This is a genomic window from Rhodoferax sp., assembly GCF_018063565.1.
In the GTDB taxonomy this organism is placed as follows: Bacteria; Pseudomonadota; Gammaproteobacteria; order Burkholderiales; family Burkholderiaceae_C; genus Rhodoferax.
The window spans coordinates 55,212-71,834 of sequence record NZ_JAGPBB010000008.1 but is presented as its reverse complement, the minus strand read 5'-3'; the positions used below and the strand labels follow the sequence as shown (position 1 = coordinate 71,834).

The 16,623-nt window shown below is 61.9% G+C and carries 10 protein-coding genes and 2 pseudogenes; all 12 read left to right on the top strand.

What is annotated here, in order from left to right:
* Positions 1–230 (top strand): annotated as a pseudogene (locus tag KBF66_RS03610) (CoA transferase); the annotation flags it as partial.
* Between the two features lie 5 nt (positions 231–235).
* Positions 236–1,066, top strand: coding sequence for a CoA ester lyase (locus KBF66_RS03605; RefSeq protein ID WP_296652351.1), 831 nt, complete (start codon positions 236–238; stop codon positions 1,064–1,066).
* A gap of 44 nt (positions 1,067–1,110) precedes the next feature.
* A complete protein-coding gene (gene pcaB, locus KBF66_RS03600) occupies positions 1,111–2,463 on the top strand; it encodes a 3-carboxy-cis,cis-muconate cycloisomerase (RefSeq protein WP_296652347.1) in 1,353 nt (450 codons plus the stop codon).
* A gap of 7 nt (positions 2,464–2,470) precedes the next feature.
* Complete coding sequence (tcuA, locus tag KBF66_RS03595) at positions 2,471–3,940, top strand: FAD-dependent tricarballylate dehydrogenase TcuA (protein WP_296652344.1); 1,470 nt, start codon at positions 2,471–2,473, stop codon at positions 3,938–3,940.
* The gene (gene tcuB, locus KBF66_RS03590) at positions 3,927–5,099 is read left to right on the top strand and encodes a tricarballylate utilization 4Fe-4S protein TcuB (RefSeq protein WP_296652342.1); all 1,173 of its coding nucleotides are present in this window, start codon (positions 3,927–3,929) and stop codon (positions 5,097–5,099) included. The genes tcuA and tcuB overlap by 14 nt, the downstream gene beginning before the upstream one ends.
* A 1-nt stretch (position 5,100) precedes the next feature.
* Entirely contained in the window at positions 5,101–7,131 is a 2,031-nt protein-coding gene (locus tag KBF66_RS03585; protein ID WP_296652339.1) for a 4-oxalomesaconate tautomerase, read from the top strand.
* Positions 7,132–7,288: 157 nt separating this feature from the next.
* Positions 7,289–9,304, top strand: a pseudogene (locus KBF66_RS03580) (NADPH-dependent 2,4-dienoyl-CoA reductase); the annotation flags it as partial.
* Entirely contained in the window at positions 9,299–10,201 is a 903-nt protein-coding gene (locus KBF66_RS03575; RefSeq protein ID WP_296652358.1) for a crotonase/enoyl-CoA hydratase family protein, read from the top strand. The pseudogene KBF66_RS03580 and the gene KBF66_RS03575, both read left to right, overlap by 6 nt.
* A gap of 94 nt (positions 10,202–10,295) precedes the next feature.
* Positions 10,296–12,680 carry an EAL domain-containing protein gene (locus KBF66_RS03570; protein WP_296652336.1) on the top strand — a complete coding sequence of 795 codons (2,385 nt, stop codon included), beginning with the start codon at positions 10,296–10,298 and terminating at the stop codon, positions 12,678–12,680.
* 12 nt (positions 12,681–12,692) lie between these two features.
* Complete coding sequence (locus KBF66_RS03565; protein ID WP_296652333.1) at positions 12,693–13,121, top strand: bacteriohemerythrin; 429 nt, start codon at positions 12,693–12,695, stop codon at positions 13,119–13,121.
* A 115-nt stretch (positions 13,122–13,236) separates the two neighbouring features.
* On the top strand, positions 13,237–15,963 hold the full coding sequence (gene ppdK / locus KBF66_RS03560; RefSeq protein ID WP_296652330.1) for a pyruvate, phosphate dikinase: 2,727 nt from the start codon (positions 13,237–13,239) through the stop codon (positions 15,961–15,963).
* A 70-nt stretch (positions 15,964–16,033) separates the two neighbouring features.
* Positions 16,034–16,618, top strand: coding sequence for a DsbC family protein (locus KBF66_RS03555; protein WP_296652326.1), 585 nt, complete (start codon positions 16,034–16,036; stop codon positions 16,616–16,618).
* Positions 16,619–16,623: the final 5 nt, after the last annotated feature.

Here is a 16,623-nt window from a genome sequence, read left to right as displayed (position 1 = left end):
CCATGGCCGAGGTCTGGGCACACCCGCAACTGCAGGCGCGCAAGCGCTGGACTTCGGTGGACACCTCGGTCGGCACGGTACCGGCCCTGTTGCCGCCGGGTTCCTGGACCAAAAGCGCACCGCGCATGGATGCGGTACCTGCCTTGGGTCAGCACACGGACGCCATTCTGAGCGCTCTGGGCTACAGCGGCGAACAAATCGCCGCCTTGCGCGCCGAAGGGGCGGTGTGAGTGCCATGAGCCTTCAGCAGCCACTCACCTATCTGTTTGTGCCGGGCAACCGGCCTGAGCGATTTGCCAAGGCACTGGCCAGCGGCGCAGACCGGGTGATTCTGGATCTGGAAGACGCGGTTGCTCCCGCCGACAAAGTGCTCGCACGCGATTCCATCGCCAGTTGGGTCGCAAGCCTGGCGGCCGACCAGTTAGATCGCTTGCTGGTGCGCATCAACGATGTGACGAGCCCCTGCCATCTTGAGGATCTTTTATGGCTGCAGCGCACACCGATCAAGCACTGCATGCTCTCTAAATGCGAGTTATCCGAACAAGTCGCGCAGGTCCTGGAGCACATGCAACCCGGCTCGCGTGTGTTGCCTCTGATTGAAACGGTGCGCGGCGTACTGGCCGCAACAGGCATTGCCCAGGCCCCGGGCGTGTCTCGTCTGGCCTTTGGTTCGCTGGACTATTTGCTTGATCTTGACCTGCCCGGTCCCGGTTTTGCGCTGGATGCTGCCGCGCTGGCCGTGGCCATGGCCTCCCGCGCCGCTGACTTGCCGCCGCCGGTGGCCGGTGTCACGCCAGAGCTCGACGCAACCCAGGTGCAAAGCGATCTGACGCACGCCCGCGCCTTGGGCTTTGGCGCCAAGATGTGCATCCACCCCAGCCAGGTGGCCGTGGTGCGCGAGGCTTTCCGCCCTGACGCGCAAGTGCTGGCCTGGGCGACCCGGGTCGTTGATGCCTGGCAAGCTGCCGCCACCCCCGGCGCGATTCAGGTCGATGGCCGCATGGTGGACAAACCCGTTGTGCTCAAGGCGCAACGCATCCTGTCGTGCGCTGAATTCACCGCCTGAGCCTTCTATTTTTTGTACCCCATCAACCTTCCAAAGGGAACCCCATGACAGCCACCATCATCGATTCGCGCATTTTTGGCGACATGTTCAGCGATGTCCGTATGCGCCAGGTCTGGTCCGACGAAAACCGCACGGCCAAGTACCTCGACATCGAGCGCGCGCTGGCCAAGGTGCAAGGTCAACTTGGCTTGATTCCTCAGGAAGCAGCCGAAGAGATCGTCCGGCATTGTGACCTGTCGATGATCGACTGGGACCAGCTCAAGGCCAAAACCGAGCAGATTGGGTACCCCATCATCGCCGTGGTGAATCAGATCAACGCCAACTGCCGTGACCGGCTGGGTGAATACTGCCACTGGGGCGCCACCACACAGGACATCACCGACACGGCAGCGGTGCTGCAAATGCGCGAAGGCCTGGCCTTGATTGAGCAGGACCTGGCTGATATTTCAGATGCGTTGGCTGAGCTGGCCGCCAAACACCGCGACACACCGATCATTGGTCGAAGCAACCTGCAACAGGCCACACCCATCACCTTTGGCTACAAGATGGCCAGCATTCTGGCGGGCATCGAGCGTCATCGTGAGCGCCTGAGCCAGCTCAAACCCCGTGTGCTGATGGGTGAGTTTGGTGGAGCCTCGGGCACACTCTCGTCGCTGGAAACCGGGGCGATGGAAACCCAGGCGGCGCTGATGCAGGAGCTGGGTCTGGCGCAGCCGCTGATCTCCTGGCACACCGTGCGTGACACGATTGCCGAGGTTGGCGCTTTCCTGGGTTTGGTGGGCGGCTCGCTGGGCAAGATCGCCATGGACGTGAAGCTGCTGATGCAGACCGAAGTGGCCGAGGTGTTTGAACCGTATGCACCGGGGCGCGGGTCATCTTCCACCATGCCACAAAAGCGCAACCCGATATCGTGCCTGTACATTCACGCCTGCATTTCCGTTGTGCGCCAGTATGCGGCCTCGCTGATGGAAGCGATGGTGGCCGACCACGAACGCTCTACCGGCCCCTGGGAAATTGAATGGGTGGCATTGCCCGAAATCTTTTGCCTGATCTCGGGTGCACTCAAACAAACCAAGTTTGTGCTGCAAGGCCTGGAGGTGGACGCGGCGCGTATGCGCGCCAACATGGACATCACGCATGGTCTGGTCATGTCCGAATCGGTGATGATGGGTCTGGGGCCGTATATTGGGCGCGAATATGCGCACGATCTGGTGTACGACCTTTGCCGCCAGGCGCTGCGCGAACAGCGCCCGTTGATCGATATCCTCGAAGCCCATCCCGAAATCAACACCCACCTGAACCGGGCGCAGCTCGAAGCCCTGTGCAACCCCGTTAACCACCTGGGTCAGGCTGGCGTGATGGTGGACCGCGTGTTGGCGGCCCGCAGAAAGGCCTGAACCCACCATGACTTCGTCTGACAACAAATCGCCCACCAACGCCGTGGACGTGCTGGTGATCGGCGGTGGCAACGCCGCCTTGTGCGCCGCGCTGATGGCGCGCGAGGCGGGCGCCAGTGTGCTGCTGCTGGAAGCGGCCCCGCGCGAATGGCGTGGCGGCAACTCGGCCCACACCCGCAATCTGCGCTGCATGCACGACGCACCTCAAGATGTGCTGGTCGATGCCTACCCCGAAGAAGAATTCTGGCAAGACCTAATCAAGGTGACCGGCGGCATCACCAATGAGCAACTGGCCCGGCGCGTGATCCGCGACTCCAGCACCTGCCGCCCGTGGATGCGCAGCCACGGCGTGCACTTTCAGCCCTCGCTCTCGGGGGCCTTGCACACGGCGCGCACCAATGCCTTTTTTATGGGCGGCGGCAAGGCGCTGGTCAACGCCTACTATCGCAGCGCTGAAAAGCTGGGGGTGCAAGTGCGCTACAACGCGCCGGTGAACCGGCTGGAGATCGAGAACGGCCATTTTGTCGCGGCTCATGTGTCGACCCAGCACCCCGACGGCAGCACTAGCACCGAGCGCATCACCGCCCGTGCCTGCGTGCTGGCAGCTGGCGGCTTCGAGTCCAACCGTGACTGGCTGCGTGAGGCCTGGGGTGTCAACGACCGGGGCGAAACCCCGTCGGACAACTTTTTGATTCGCGGCACGAAGTTCAACCAGGGCGTCCTGCTGCGTCATATGCTGGGTGACCATGGCGCCGATGCCATTGGCGACCCGACACAGGCGCACATGGTGGCCATTGATGCGCGGGCACCGCTGTACGACGGTGGCATCTGCACCCGCATTGACTGTGTGTCACTCGGTGTGGTGGTGAACCGCGAGGCCCAGCGCTTTTATGACGAAGGTGAAGACTTTTGGCCCAAGCGCTACGCGATCTGGGGGCGACTGGTGGCCCAGCAACCCGGACAACAGGCCTATTCCATCATTGATGCCAAAGCCATTGGCCGCTTCATGCCACCGGTGTTTCCGGGCGTTAAAGCCCAGACACTGGAAGAACTGGCCAGCCAGCTTGGGCTCGATGTGAGTACGTTTATGCAAACCCTTAAGCGTTACAACCAGGCTTGCCAGGTGGGCAGTTTTGACCACACCGCGCTGGACGACTGCCACACCGAAGGCGTGTTGCCCGCCAAAACCCATTGGGCCCGACCGATCGACACGGCACCGTTTTACGCCTATGCGTTGCGTCCCGGTGTTACTTTCACCTACCTGGGTCTCAAAACCGACGAGACGGCTGCGGTGCGCTTTAAGGATATCCCCAGCGACAACCTGTTTGTGGCTGGCGAGATGATGGCCGGCAATGTGCTTGGCAAGGGCTACACAGCCGGTGTCGGCATGTCGATTGGTACGGCTTTTGGCCGTATAGCCGGCACCCAGTCTGCTCAAGAAGCTATTCAATCAGGAGCTAAACATGCACACGCTTGATGCCCTGATTCAAGACGCCCGGCAGACAGCTGCCGGCCATGGCCCGACCTCTCCAGCGGTGACTGAGGTCGCAAGGCAATTGCAAATCTGCAACGCCTGTCGTTACTGCGAAGGTTTTTGCGCCGTGTTCCCGGCGATGACGCGGCGGCTCGAATTTGGCGCTGCCGATGTGCATTACCTGGCCAACCTGTGCCACAACTGCGGTGCCTGTCTGCACGCCTGCCAGTACGCGCCGCCGCATGAATTTGCCGTAAATGTGCCGCAAGCCATGGCGCAGGTGCGTGGTGAAACCTATGTAGCCTATGCCTGGCCGGCCGCCTTTGGCAAGCTGTATCAGCGCAACGGTCTGACCGTGTCGCTGGCGCTGGCCGCTGGTTTGGCGCTGTTTTTGATGCTGGCCCTGGCTTTCAACGGCAGCCTGTGGGGCGGGCAAGTGGCGGGTGATTTTTTCAAATTGTTCCCGCACAACCTGCTGGTGTCGATGTTTGTGCCGGTTTTCTTTTGGGTGGTACTTGCGCTGGGCATTGGCGTGACGCGCTTCCTGCAGGATGTTTCCCCGGCGACCACGGGGCAAGCCATTGCCGGTGGTGATGCCCGGCAAGCCACGCGCGATGTGCTGACACTCAAGTACCTTGACGGCGGCCACGGCGAGGGCTGCCACAACGAGGACGACGCCTACACCCTGTCGCGCAGCCGATCCCATCATTTGACGTTTTACGGCTTTATGCTGTGTTTTGCCGCCACCGCTGTGGCCACGATTTACCACTACGCCTTGGGCTGGCATGCGCCATACGACCTGCCTAGTCTGCCCAAACTGCTGGGCGTGGCCGGTGGCGTCAGTCTGTTGCTGGGCACCGTGGGTTTGTTCAGGCTCAAGCTGAGTCGCCACCCATTGCATGGCGACGCGGCCCAGAAGCCCATGGATTACGGCTTTATCGCGCTGCTGTTTTTGACCAGTCTCACGGGTCTGCTGCTGTGGTTGGGGCGCAGCACACCCGCGCTGGCGCTTTTGTTGGCATTGCACCTGGGTGTCGTGATGGCGCTGTTTGCCACGATGCCCTATGGCAAGTTTGCCCACGGCATCTTCCGCACCGCGTCGCTGCTGCGCTACGCGGTCGAAAAACGCCAGCCCAGTACCTTGGCCCTGGGAGACGACTGACATGACGCTGTCGATTCCCTGCGTGCTGATGCGCGCTGGCACCTCGCGCGGGCCGTTTTTTCTGCGCGACTGGTTGCCTGAAGGCGACGAAGCGCGCAACCAGGCGCTGATCGGCGCCATTGGCGCGTCTGACCCGCTGCAGCTCGACGGGCTGGGGGGAGGCAGCACACTCAACAGCAAGGTGGCCATCGTGTCACGCTCGACCCAACCCGACTGCGATCTGGACTACCTGTTTGCCCAAGTGGGCGTGGGGCACCAGTCGGTCGACACCCGACCCAATTGCGGCAATATGCTGTCGGGCGTGGCCCCGTTTGCGCTTGACCAGGGCCTGATTCCGGCGCAGGACGGCAGCACGACGGTGCGGGTTTACAACGTCAATACCCGCTCCAAAATCGACGTGACCGTGTGCACCCCCGGCGGCAAGGTCACTTATGAAGGGGATGCGCGCATTGACGGCGTCGCGGGTACAGCCGCCCCGGTGCTGCTAAATTTTTTGGATGCCTGGGGTTCGGTGACCGGAAAGCTGTTTCCCACCGGTGCTCGCATCGATACCATTGACGGCCTGCAGGTCACTTGTATTGATGCGGCCATGCCGCTGATGATGCTGCGTGCAGCCGATCTGGGCTTGAGCGGCCGCGAGCGACCGGCAGAGTTGGATGCCAACACCGCTCTGCTGGCGCGCATTGAGTTACTGCGGCTCCAGGCCGGTCAGCGCATGGGGCTGGGTGATGTATCGGGCAGCGTGGTGCCCAAGCCGGTGCTGGTGAGTGCCGGTGACTCGCCCAACAGCATCACCTCGCGCTATTTCACCCCGCACAAATGCCATGCCTCACACGCTGTGACCGGTGCCATCGGCGTTGCCACCGCCTTTGCCCTGCCCGGCACGGTGGCCAGCGGAGCCGCCATGGCGACAGGTCGGCACAGTCTGATGGTGCTGCACCCGGCCGGCCAGATTGATGTGGAAGTCACGTTGAAGGGCGTGGGCGAACAAGCCAGCGTGCAAAGCGCCGCACTGGTGCGCACCGTGCGCAAGATCATGCAGGGTGTGCTGCACCTGCCAGGTTATGTGTTCCCGCCAGCGCCGGCAGCCCTGGGCACCACCAGTGCCGCACCCAGCCAGCGTCAATTTCCTCAGCGCGAGGTACACATCATCGTGCCCACCAGCGCCGGGGGTGGCAACGACACCATGGCACGCACCCTGACGCGCAAGCTCGGGCCGTTGCTGGGTCAGCCCGTGGTGGTGGACAACCGGGCCGGTGCCAATGGCACCATCGCCAGCGAGTATGTGGCCGCTGCCCAGCCTGATGGCCACACCCTGCTGTTTGGCTACATCGCCACGCATGGCATCAACCCGGCGCTACAAAAGCTGCGTTATGACCCGATGGCCGACTTTGCGCCGATCGGTCGCATTGGTTACTCGCCCACGCTGCTGGTGGTGAATGCGGATCTGCCCGTGCACACGGTGCAGGAACTGGTCCGGCTGTTGCGGGATTCGCCCGCCCGCATGAGTTATGCCTCGGCTGGCGAAGGCACGGTGCCACATTTCGCTGCGGAGTTGTTCAAGCTGCAAACCGGGACGCAACTGCTAAAGGTCGATTTTTCCGGCGCCGCACCGGCCATTGCCGATGTGGCCAACGGTCTGGTGCAAGTGATGTTTCCGAGCCTGTTCACCGCGCAGCCCTACCTGCGCAGCGGCAGGCTCAGGGCGCTGGCCGTGGCTGGTGCCAGCCGTCTGCCGGCGCTGCCCGACGTGCCCACTCTGCTGGAGGCCGGTGTGGCTGGGGTCGAGTTGACGCAGTGGTACGCATTGTTTGCGCCCGCCAAGACGCCCGCGTCGGTGGTGCGCCAACTCAATGCAGCGCTCAACCAGGTGCTGGGCGACCCCGACATCGCTGCGCGCATGCAAGCCGATGGTGCGCAGGTGCTGACATCATCACCCGGTGAATTGCATGACCTGTTGATGGCCGAGAGCGAAAAATGGCAGGCGGTGGTGCTGCAAGCGGGCTTGCGACCCGAGATCTTGCTGGAGTGACAGCCAGCGCCCATTAGGGGTGTGACTCTACGGCACGGTTGCCCAAAACGCCGCCAAGCCCATAAACTGGCGCGTTAGGTAGCACGGTTCAGACCCGCCTCATGGCAGGTCGGGCCTGTGTCTGCAACCCCTTCATTCAACGCCCAGAGACTCCAACATGCCCCACTATCCACAGCTATTGGCACCACTTGACCTTGGCTTTACCACCCTGCCCAATCGGGTCATCATGGGATCGATGCACGTCGGACTTGAAGAGGTCAAGGACGGCTTCAACCGCATGGCCGCGTTTTACGCCGAGCGGGCCAAAGGTGGCGTGGGCCTGATCGTGACCGGCGGCATTGCCCCCAATGACCGGGGTCGCCCGATGCCCGGCGGTGCCCGACTGACCACCGAGGCCGAGGCCGACAAACACCGTATCGTGACCGATGCGGTGCACGCCGCCGGTGGCAAGATTGCCATGCAAATCCTGCACTTTGGCCGCTACGCTTACCACCAGGACCTGGTGGCCCCCAGCGCGCTGCAGGCACCGATCAACCCGATGAAGCCCAAGGCGCTGACGACCGAAGAGGTTTACCAGACGGTCGACGACTTTGTGCGTTGCGCCGCGCTGGCGCAAAGTGCCGGCTACGACGGCGTCGAGATCATGGGCAGCGAAGGCTATCTGCTCAACGAGTTCATTGCCGCCCGCACCAACCAGCGCGACGACGAATGGGGTGGCAGCTACCGCAACCGCATCCGCTTTCCGGTCGAGATCGTGCGCCGCACGCGCGAGGCCGTTGGTCAGAACTTCATCATCATCTTTCGCCTCTCCATGCTCGATCTGGTCGAAGGCGGCTCGACACTGCTCGAGGTGGTCGAACTGGCGCAGGCGCTGGAGAAAGCCGGCGCCAGCATTCTCAACACCGGCATTGGCTGGCACGAGGCGAGGATTCCCACCATCGCCACCAAGGTGCCGCGTGCCGCCTGGGCGTGGGTGACCCGTCAGCTCAAAGGCAAAGTAGGCATTCCGCTGGTGGCCACCAACCGCATCAACACCCCCGAGGTGGCCGAGCAACTGCTGGCCGACGGCTACTGCGACCTGATCTCGATGGCGCGCCCGTTTCTCGCCGACCCCGAGTTTGTCAACAAGGCCGCTCAGGGCCGCGCCGACGAGATCAACACCTGCATCGGCTGCAACCAGGCGTGCCTGGACCATACTTTTGGCGGCAAGGTCACCTCTTGCCTAGTCAACCCGCGTGCCTGTCACGAGACGCTGCTCAATATCACCCCCGTGAAGCAACGCGAAAAGATTGCCGTGGTCGGTGCCGGGCCGGCGGGCTTGGCGTTTGCCACCACCGCGGCGCAGCGCGGGCTCGACGTCACCCTGTTCGACGCCGCACCCGAGATCGGCGGCCAGTTCAATATCGCTAAGCAGGTGCCGGGCAAGGAGGAGTTTTACGAGACCCTACGCTATTTCGGCAAGCAGATCGAGCGCACCGGAGTCAAGCTCAACCTGGATACGCGCGTCAGCGCTGCCGACTTGATAGGCGCCGGCTACAAGCAGGTGGTGCTGGCCACCGGGGTGAGCCCCCGCACGCCCCCCATCGAGGGCATCAACCACCCCAAGGTGCTGGGTTATCTCGACGTGCTGCGTGACAAAAAGCTGGTGGGCCAAAAGGTGGCGCTGATTGGTGCTGGCGGCATTGGTTTTGATACCGCCGAGTTCTTGCTGCACAGCGGCGTGAGCCCGAGCCAAAGCCCGATCAAGTTTTTTGCCGAATGGGGGGTCGACACCACCTACGCCGAGCGTGGCGGCCTGAAGGCCGCGCACCTCGAACCCAGCAGCCGCAAGCTCTGGCTGTTGCAGCGCAAAACCAGCAAGGTCGGCGATGGCCTGGGTAAAACCACCGGCTGGATTCACCGCACCTCCCTCAAAAACCGCGCCGTCGAGATGCTCGCAGGTGTCACCTACTGCAAGATTGACGACGCCGGCCTGCACATCAGCGTAGGTGAACGCGAACTGACGCTGCCGGTCGACAACGTGGTGATCTGCGCTGGCCAGGAGCCACAACGCGCCTTGCAAGCCGAACTGCTGGCCGCCGGCGTGGCGGTGCACTTGATTGGTGGCGCGGATGTGGCCGAGGAGCTTGACGCCAAGCGCGCAATCAAACAAGGCACCGAACTGGCCATGGCCTGGGGCGCAACCGCCGACCTTGATACCAAATCGACCTCTAGCCCATTAACAGCAAGCGTTGGCAGCAATATAAAAAATAGCAACTCTGGTTATGAGACGCTGGCCGTCAGCCTCGATGGCCCGGTGGCCACCATCCGCCTGAACCGCCCGGACAAGGCCAACGCCATGAATCTGGCGATGTGGCACGAGCTGCGCCAGGCCTTCCAGTGGGTCGATGCCACCCCGGCGGCGCGCGTGGCGATCCTCGAGGGAGAGGGCCGCGCCTTCACCGCCGGCATCGACCTGCAGATGATGATGAGCCTGGGCGACACCATCCAGAACGACTGCGAGGCGCGCACGCGCGAAAACCTGCGCCAGGTCATTCTCGACCTGCAGGACACGCTGACCTCGCTTGAACGGTGCCGCAAACCGGTGCTGGCAGCCATTCACGGTGCCTGCGTGGGTGGCGGCATCGACCTCATTTGTTGTGCTGACATGCGTTACGCCAGCCGCGACGCCAGCTTTTGCATCAAGGAAATCGACATTGGCATGACGGCGGATGTGGGCACCTTGCAGCGCTTGCCCAAGCTCATTGGCGAAGGCATGGCACGCGAGTTGGCCTATACGGCACGCAAGTTTGACGCAGCCGAGGCACAGCAGATGCGCCTGCTCAACCGGGTGTTTGATTCGCGTGAGGCGTTGCAAGCAGGTGTGCGTGAAATTGCCTCTGAAATTGCAGCAAAGTCGCCTTTGTCCATCAGGGGTGTCAAAGAAATGATCACTTATGCACGCGACCATTCGGTAGCCGACGGGCTGAATTATGTGGCCACCTGGAACGCGGCCCTGCTGATGAGCAATGACTTGCAGGAGGCCATGATGGCCAGCATGGGCAAGCGCAAACCCACATTCAAGGACTGACGCTGCGGCTTGCTGCACCAGCAAGCGCAACCCACCACGCCAGGCATGGCTTTGTCGTATGATTTCTGACACATCATAAGTAATACAGAACATATTGAAGCCCACCCCCCTCGCCCCCCGCTTGATGGCGGGTTTTTTGCTGCTTCTGGTCGCCGTCAGCACGGCATTGATTTGGTGGATCGGGCCGGCGGCAATGCAGAATGGGCTGATGCTGCTCCTGTTCGGGTTGCTCGGCCTGGTGGCCCTGGGCCTGTGGCGGTTGAGCTTGGCCTTGATCAAGCAGGCGAATGCCGAAGAGCAATTGCGCCGGCTCAACGCGGATCTCGAGGCCCGTATCGCGGATCGGACGCTGGAACTGCAGGCGCGACTGCGTGACTTGTCGGGCATCAACGCCGAGTTGTCGACCAGCCACGACACGCTGCGCTCGGTCGTACATACCTCCATGGATGGTTTTTTGCGCTTGAGTTCCGATGGCCAAATCACCGATGCCAACCCCATGTACACGCAGTTGTCGGGTTATGACCGCGCTGAATTGCTGACGATGCACATCCGTGACCTGGAAGCCCAGGAGGATCCCGAGGCCATCAAGCTGCGGATACAGCGCCTGAAAATCAATGGCCGGGACCGCTTTGAAACCCGGCACCGGCGCAAGGATGGCAGCCTTTGGGACGTGGAGGCCAGTATCTCCTGCCACCAAACCCCAGAGGGTGGCATGTTTGGTTTTTTGCGCGATATCACACTGCAAAAGCAACAACAAGCCACCCTGGAGCAGGTGGCCCACTTCGACACCTTGACCCAATTGCCCAACCGCGCCCTGCTGACCGACCGCTTGAGTCAGAAGCTGGCCCACGGTCAACGCTCGCACGAAATGATCGCGGTCTGTATGCTCGACCTGGACGGCTTCAAGCCGGTGAACGACCAGTTTGGTCACAAGGCGGGTGACCAGTTGCTGCGTGAGGTGGCGCAGCGCCTGCGTGAGTCAATTCGCCAGGAAGACCTGGCTGGGCGTTTGGGTGGCGACGAATTTGTGCTGGCGATCGGTGGCCTGTCCAACATCGACGAATGCCGCAAGGCCTTGACACGGGTGCTTGAAGCGGTGGCAGCACCCTACCAGGTTACCGGTCGCATTGCCAAGGTGTCATGCAGTATCGGCGTGTCGATTTTCCCGGGCGAGGGCTCAGACCCCGAGCAACTGATCCGTCAGGCCGATGAAGCGATGTATCACGCCAAAAAGGCTGGCAAAAACCGCTATCAATTGTTTGATCCCAGCTATGAGCTGCACAGCCAGGCGCGCAGCGGCACCATGCGCAAGATTGGCAAGGCACTGTCCAAAGGTCAGTTCGAGCTGCTGTACCAACCCAAGATCAACTGCCGACTGGGCTGTGTGGTGGGGTACGAAGCCCTGTTGCGCTGGAATCATCCAATTCTGGGTACCATGACACCCGCCGAATTCATGCCCTTGATCGACGATGAAGACCTGGTGCGGGACGTCGGCGAGTGGGTTTTGGCCGAGGTATTGCGCCAGCAACTGCAGTGGCAGCTGCAGGGACAAACCATCGCCGTCAACATCAACGTGGCCGGGCGCCACCTGCTGGATCACCACTTTTCGCAACACCTCGGGGCGCTTCTGACCCATCATCCTCCGGCGCTGGTGCAACGCCTGGGCCTGGACGTGACCGAGAGTCTGGTGATGCAAGACATTGGCGGCGTTGCCCAGGTGGTCGATGACTGTCATCGACTGGGCCTGCAACTGGCATTGGACGATTTTGGCACCGGGTTTTCTTCGCTCGCGCACCTCAAGCGGCTTGCGGTGGATGAACTCAAGATCGACAACAGTTTTATCGCCACCCTGCTCAACGGCCCGCAGGACTTGGCGGTGGTGCAAAGCGTTATCGCACTGGGCTCGGCGTTCAAACGCCGGGTTAGCGCCGAGGGGGTTGAAACACTCGATCAGGTTCTGATGCTGCTGGAACTGGGCTGCGAGGTCATGCAGGGCTACTATTTGGCACGGCCGATGTCGGCCGGCCAGGTCGTTGAATGGCATCGCAAGTTTGAGCCCGACACGCTCTGGCAACTGTCATTCTCATCACGGCCGTCACGCGACTATTTTGAACTGCTGTTGGCCGAGACCAATCACCGCCTCTGGATCGAGCGATTGCTGCACGACAACTGCCGGGCTGCCGCTGATCACGAGCTCAACACACTTGGTGATCCGGGCTTTTGCCGCTTCGGTCGTTGGTACCAAAGCGCGTTTCGTAACGATCAGCCGATGTCGGCCAATTTTGTGCTTCTAGGCGAGCTTCATCAAGCGATTCATCAACATGCCCGGCAACTTTGCAAAAATCGGCGCGAGGGGCTCGATGCCGATGCCCAAGCCGAAGAGTTGCTGCTGACGGCAAAACATGAAGAGATGCGCCTGCTGCTCAACCGGATGCGACTGGCGAACGAAAACGCCACTGCCACGCCCACCACCGCATGACGAGGAGACACCATGCACAGCCACGACCCCATCATCTGGAGCACCGACCTGGTTACCGGCGTCGATGAAATCGACGACCAACACCGCATTCTGGTCAAAACCATCAATGATGCTGGGGTGCAGCTCGCGGGAAATCGAGATGCGGCACTGCTGGAGCAAATCACACGCGACCTGTTGAGCTATGCCATCTACCACTTTGAAACCGAAGAGGAGTTGATGGCGCAGTACCATTACACCGGGGCCCATCCCGAAGAGGCCGCCGCCCACCATCAGCAACACCGGAGTTTTTCGGCCAAGGTGGTCGCCGTCCGGGAAGGTCTGAGAACCGGTACCCCGATTTCACGCGAAGACCTGTTGTCATTCCTCAATGGCTGGCTGGTCGGGCACATCATGAACACCGACAAGAAGCTGGCAGCGTTTTTGCTGACTCAGCGCACTTGACGCTGCTGGTTCACAGGTAGATACTGCGCTTGACGGGGCCAGGTGCCCTGCTCGACAACGCATGCATGGGTGCCGTCCCGTTGACTGATTGATTGTTCAACTCAGGAGACGCAGCATGAACGCATCATCCAAATTTGTCTATCTTTTTGGCAGCGGCCGCACCGAAGGTGGTGCCGAGATGAAGAATCTGCTGGGCGGCAAAGGGGCCAACCTGGCCGAGATGTGCCGACTCGGTATTGCGGTGCCCTCGGGCTTCACCATCAGCACCGAGGCCTGCACCGGGTTCACCCAGCGCGGACGCGCGCCGGTGCTGGCGCTGATCGAGGCGCAGGTGTTGCAGGGTGTGGCTTTTGTAGAGGCCGAAATGGGCCGCAAGTTTGGCGACGCCACCAATCCCTTGTTGCTGTCAGTGCGCTCGGGGGCACGCGCCTCGATGCCCGGCATGATGGACACCATTTTGAACTTGGGGCTCAACGATCAGGCCGTGTTGGGCCTGGCTGCAAAGGCGAATAACGAACGCTTTGCGTGGGACTCGTACCGCCGCTTCATCCAGATGTACGGCGACGTGGTGATGAATCTGAAACCATCGTCCAAGGAAGAGCACGACCCGTTTGAGGTCATCATTGACATGCTCAAGGAAAAACGCGGCGTGCAGCTCGATACCGACCTCGATGCCAACGACCTCCAAGAACTGGTGCAACGTTTCAAATCGCTGATCCGTGCCCGCACCGGCCATGACTTTCCGACTGACCCCTGGGAACAGCTGTGGGGTGCTATCTGGGCGGTGTTTGAGAGCTGGAACAACGACCGGGCCCGGGTTTACCGCGAGCTCAACGACATTCCGCAGTCCTGGGGCACGGCCGTCAACGTGCAGGCCATGGTGTTTGGCAATCTGGGTGACCACAGCGCCACTGGAGTGGCGTTCTCGCGTGATGCGGGCACCGGTGAGGACCTGTTCAACGGCGAGTTTCTGGTCAACGCACAGGGCGAAGACGTGGTCGCGGGGGTGCGCACGCCGCAGCAGGTGTCGCTGCTGGGTTCACGCCGCTGGGCTGAACTGGCACAGGTGAACGAGGCCGAGCGGGCGCACAGTTTCCCGTCGCTGGAAGAGCTGATGCCTGAGATTTACGCACAGCTCTTGCACTTTGAGACCACGCTGGAAAACCACTTCAAGGACATGCAGGACATCGAGTTCACCATCCAGGAGGGCAAGCTCTGGATGCTGCAAACCCGCAATGGCAAACGCACCGGCGCGGCCATGGTGCGCATCGCCATGGAGATGCTGCAGCAAGGCATGATCGACGAAAAGACCGCGCTGCAGCGTGTCAGCCCGGACCGGCTCAACGAACTGCTGCACCCCATTTTTGACCCCAAGGCGCTGGCGTCTGCCGTGCCCATTGCGCGGGGCCTGCCGGCATCACCCGGTGCAGCCACCGGTCAGATCGTGTTTTTTGCTGACGAAGCCGAAGCCTGGGCCAAAAAGGGCAAAGCCGTGATTCTGGTACGCCAGGAAACCTCCCCCGAAGACCTGCGCGGCATGAGCGTGGCCAAAGGCATTCTGACGGCGCGCGGCGGCATGACCTCGCACGCCGCCGTGGTGGCGCGTGGCATGGGCAAGTGCTGTGTCTCGGGCGCAGGGGCCGTGCACGTCGACATGAAAGCCCGTACCATGACCATCGGCGCCGTGGACTACGCTGAGGGCGACTGGATTTCGCTCAACGGCTCGACCGGCGAGGTGTTCGAGGGAAAACTCACCACCAAAGAGGCCGAGCTCAGTGGCGATTTTGGCCGCCTGATGGCCCTGAGCGACCGCTACAAACGCCTGGAAGTCCGCACCAATGCCGACACCCCGGAAGAAGCCCGCATGGCCCACAGTTTTGGTGCCACCGGCATTGGGTTATGCCGTACCGAGCACATGTTTTTTGAGGGCGAGCGCATCGTGGCGGTGCGCGAGATGATTCTGGCTGACGACGAGGCCGGTCGCCGCAAAGCGCTGGCCAAGCTGCTGCCGATACAGCGCGGTGATTTTGAAGGCCTGTTTGCCGCCATGAACGGCTTGCCCGTCACCATTCGCCTGCTCGACCCGCCGCTGCACGAGTTTGTACCGCAGGACGACGCGTCACAGCGCGTGATGGCGGCTGACATGCGGGTGTCGCTGGGCAAGATCAAGATGCGGGTGGACGAGTTGCACGAGTTCAACCCGATGATGGGGCACCGCGGCTGCCGGCTGGGCATCAGCTACCCCGAAATCACCGAAATGCAGGCGCGCGCCATTTTGGAGGCGGGGCTGAACATGCGCGCCAGGGGCATCGATGTCAAGGCCGAAATCATGGTCCCGCTGGTGGGCACAGCACGCGAATTCAACCTGCAGGCGGCTGTGATCCGGCGCGTGGCTGACGCCGTGTTTGCCGAACGGGGTGAGGTCTTGCCCTACCTGTTGGGCACCATGATCGAGACGCCGCGTGCCGCCCTGGTGGCCGACAGCATTGGCAAAGTGGCCGAATTTTTCTCGTTCGGCACCAACGACCTGACGCAGATGACGCTGGGGTTCTCACGCGACGACGCGGCCAAGTTCTTGCCGGACTACCTCAAGAACGGTGTGTACGACCAGGACCCGTTTCGCAGTATCGACCAGTCCGGGGTTGGCATGCTGGTGCAGATGGCGGTGCAGAAAGGCCGCAGTGTGCGCCCCCACATCGAGGTCGGGGTCTGCGGCGAACACGGGGGCGATCCCGCCTCAGTGGCGTTTTTCCACCGTGCCGGTCTGGACTATGTGAGCTGCTCGCCGTACCGGGTGCCGATCGCGCGACTCGCCGCAGCACAGGCCGCCATTGCGGTTTGACCGGTTTCATGCAGACCGGTGGCATCGCTGCGAAAATAGCGGCAATGTTCACTTGTTTGAAGGAAACCAATTGAAATCTATCACTCTGACGCTGGCCTTGATCGCTGGTCTGGCCTGTGGGCTTGGTGCCTGCTCCAAGGGCGACGCTCCGCCTGCCGCCGCCACTGCGGCGGCTCCCATCGGTGCCAACAGTTACGACACCGTTGCCGCCACCGCCAAAGGGTTTACCGTGGGTGCGTTGATGAGTGCTCAGCCGGTGTACGTGTTGTTCGACCCACAATGCCCACATTGCGGTCACCTCTGGAATGCCTCGTTACCGCTGCACAGCAAGGTCAAATTTGTCTGGGTACCCATTGCGTTCAACGCAGGCAAAAGCCTGGCGCAGGCTGCCGCCTTGATGTCGGCCGCCAACCCGGTCGAAGCCATGACAGCACACGAAACTTCCCTGCTTGCCGGCACCGGTGGCATGTCGGCGTCGAGCAGCATTGCGCCCGAGCTGGAGCAGGCTGTCAAAGCCAACACGCAATTGCTGGTTTCGCTGGGCGTGGATTCGGTGCCTTTTGTGCTGGCCAAGAACCGTCGCACCGGCGAGGTGGTGAGTCACAACGGCGCCTTGGAAACCGCGCCACTGGCCCAGCTGCTGGGATTGGACTGAGAGCC

Coding starts and splice junctions, on each gene's coding strand:
- KBF66_RS03605 (WP_296652351.1), top strand. CDS start 236: ATGAGCCTTCAGCAGCCACTCACCTATCTGTTTGTGCCGGGCAACCGG.
- pcaB (WP_296652347.1), top strand. CDS start 1,111: ATGACAGCCACCATCATCGATTCGCGCATTTTTGGCGACATGTTCAGC.
- tcuA (WP_296652344.1), top strand. CDS start 2,471: ATGACTTCGTCTGACAACAAATCGCCCACCAACGCCGTGGACGTGCTG.
- tcuB (WP_296652342.1), top strand. CDS start 3,927: ATGCACACGCTTGATGCCCTGATTCAAGACGCCCGGCAGACAGCTGCC.
- KBF66_RS03585 (WP_296652339.1), top strand. CDS start 5,101: ATGACGCTGTCGATTCCCTGCGTGCTGATGCGCGCTGGCACCTCGCGC.
- KBF66_RS03575 (WP_296652358.1), top strand. CDS start 9,299: ATGGCCTGGGGCGCAACCGCCGACCTTGATACCAAATCGACCTCTAGC.
- KBF66_RS03565 (WP_296652333.1), top strand. CDS start 12,693: ATGCACAGCCACGACCCCATCATCTGGAGCACCGACCTGGTTACCGGC.
- ppdK (WP_296652330.1), top strand. CDS start 13,237: ATGAACGCATCATCCAAATTTGTCTATCTTTTTGGCAGCGGCCGCACC.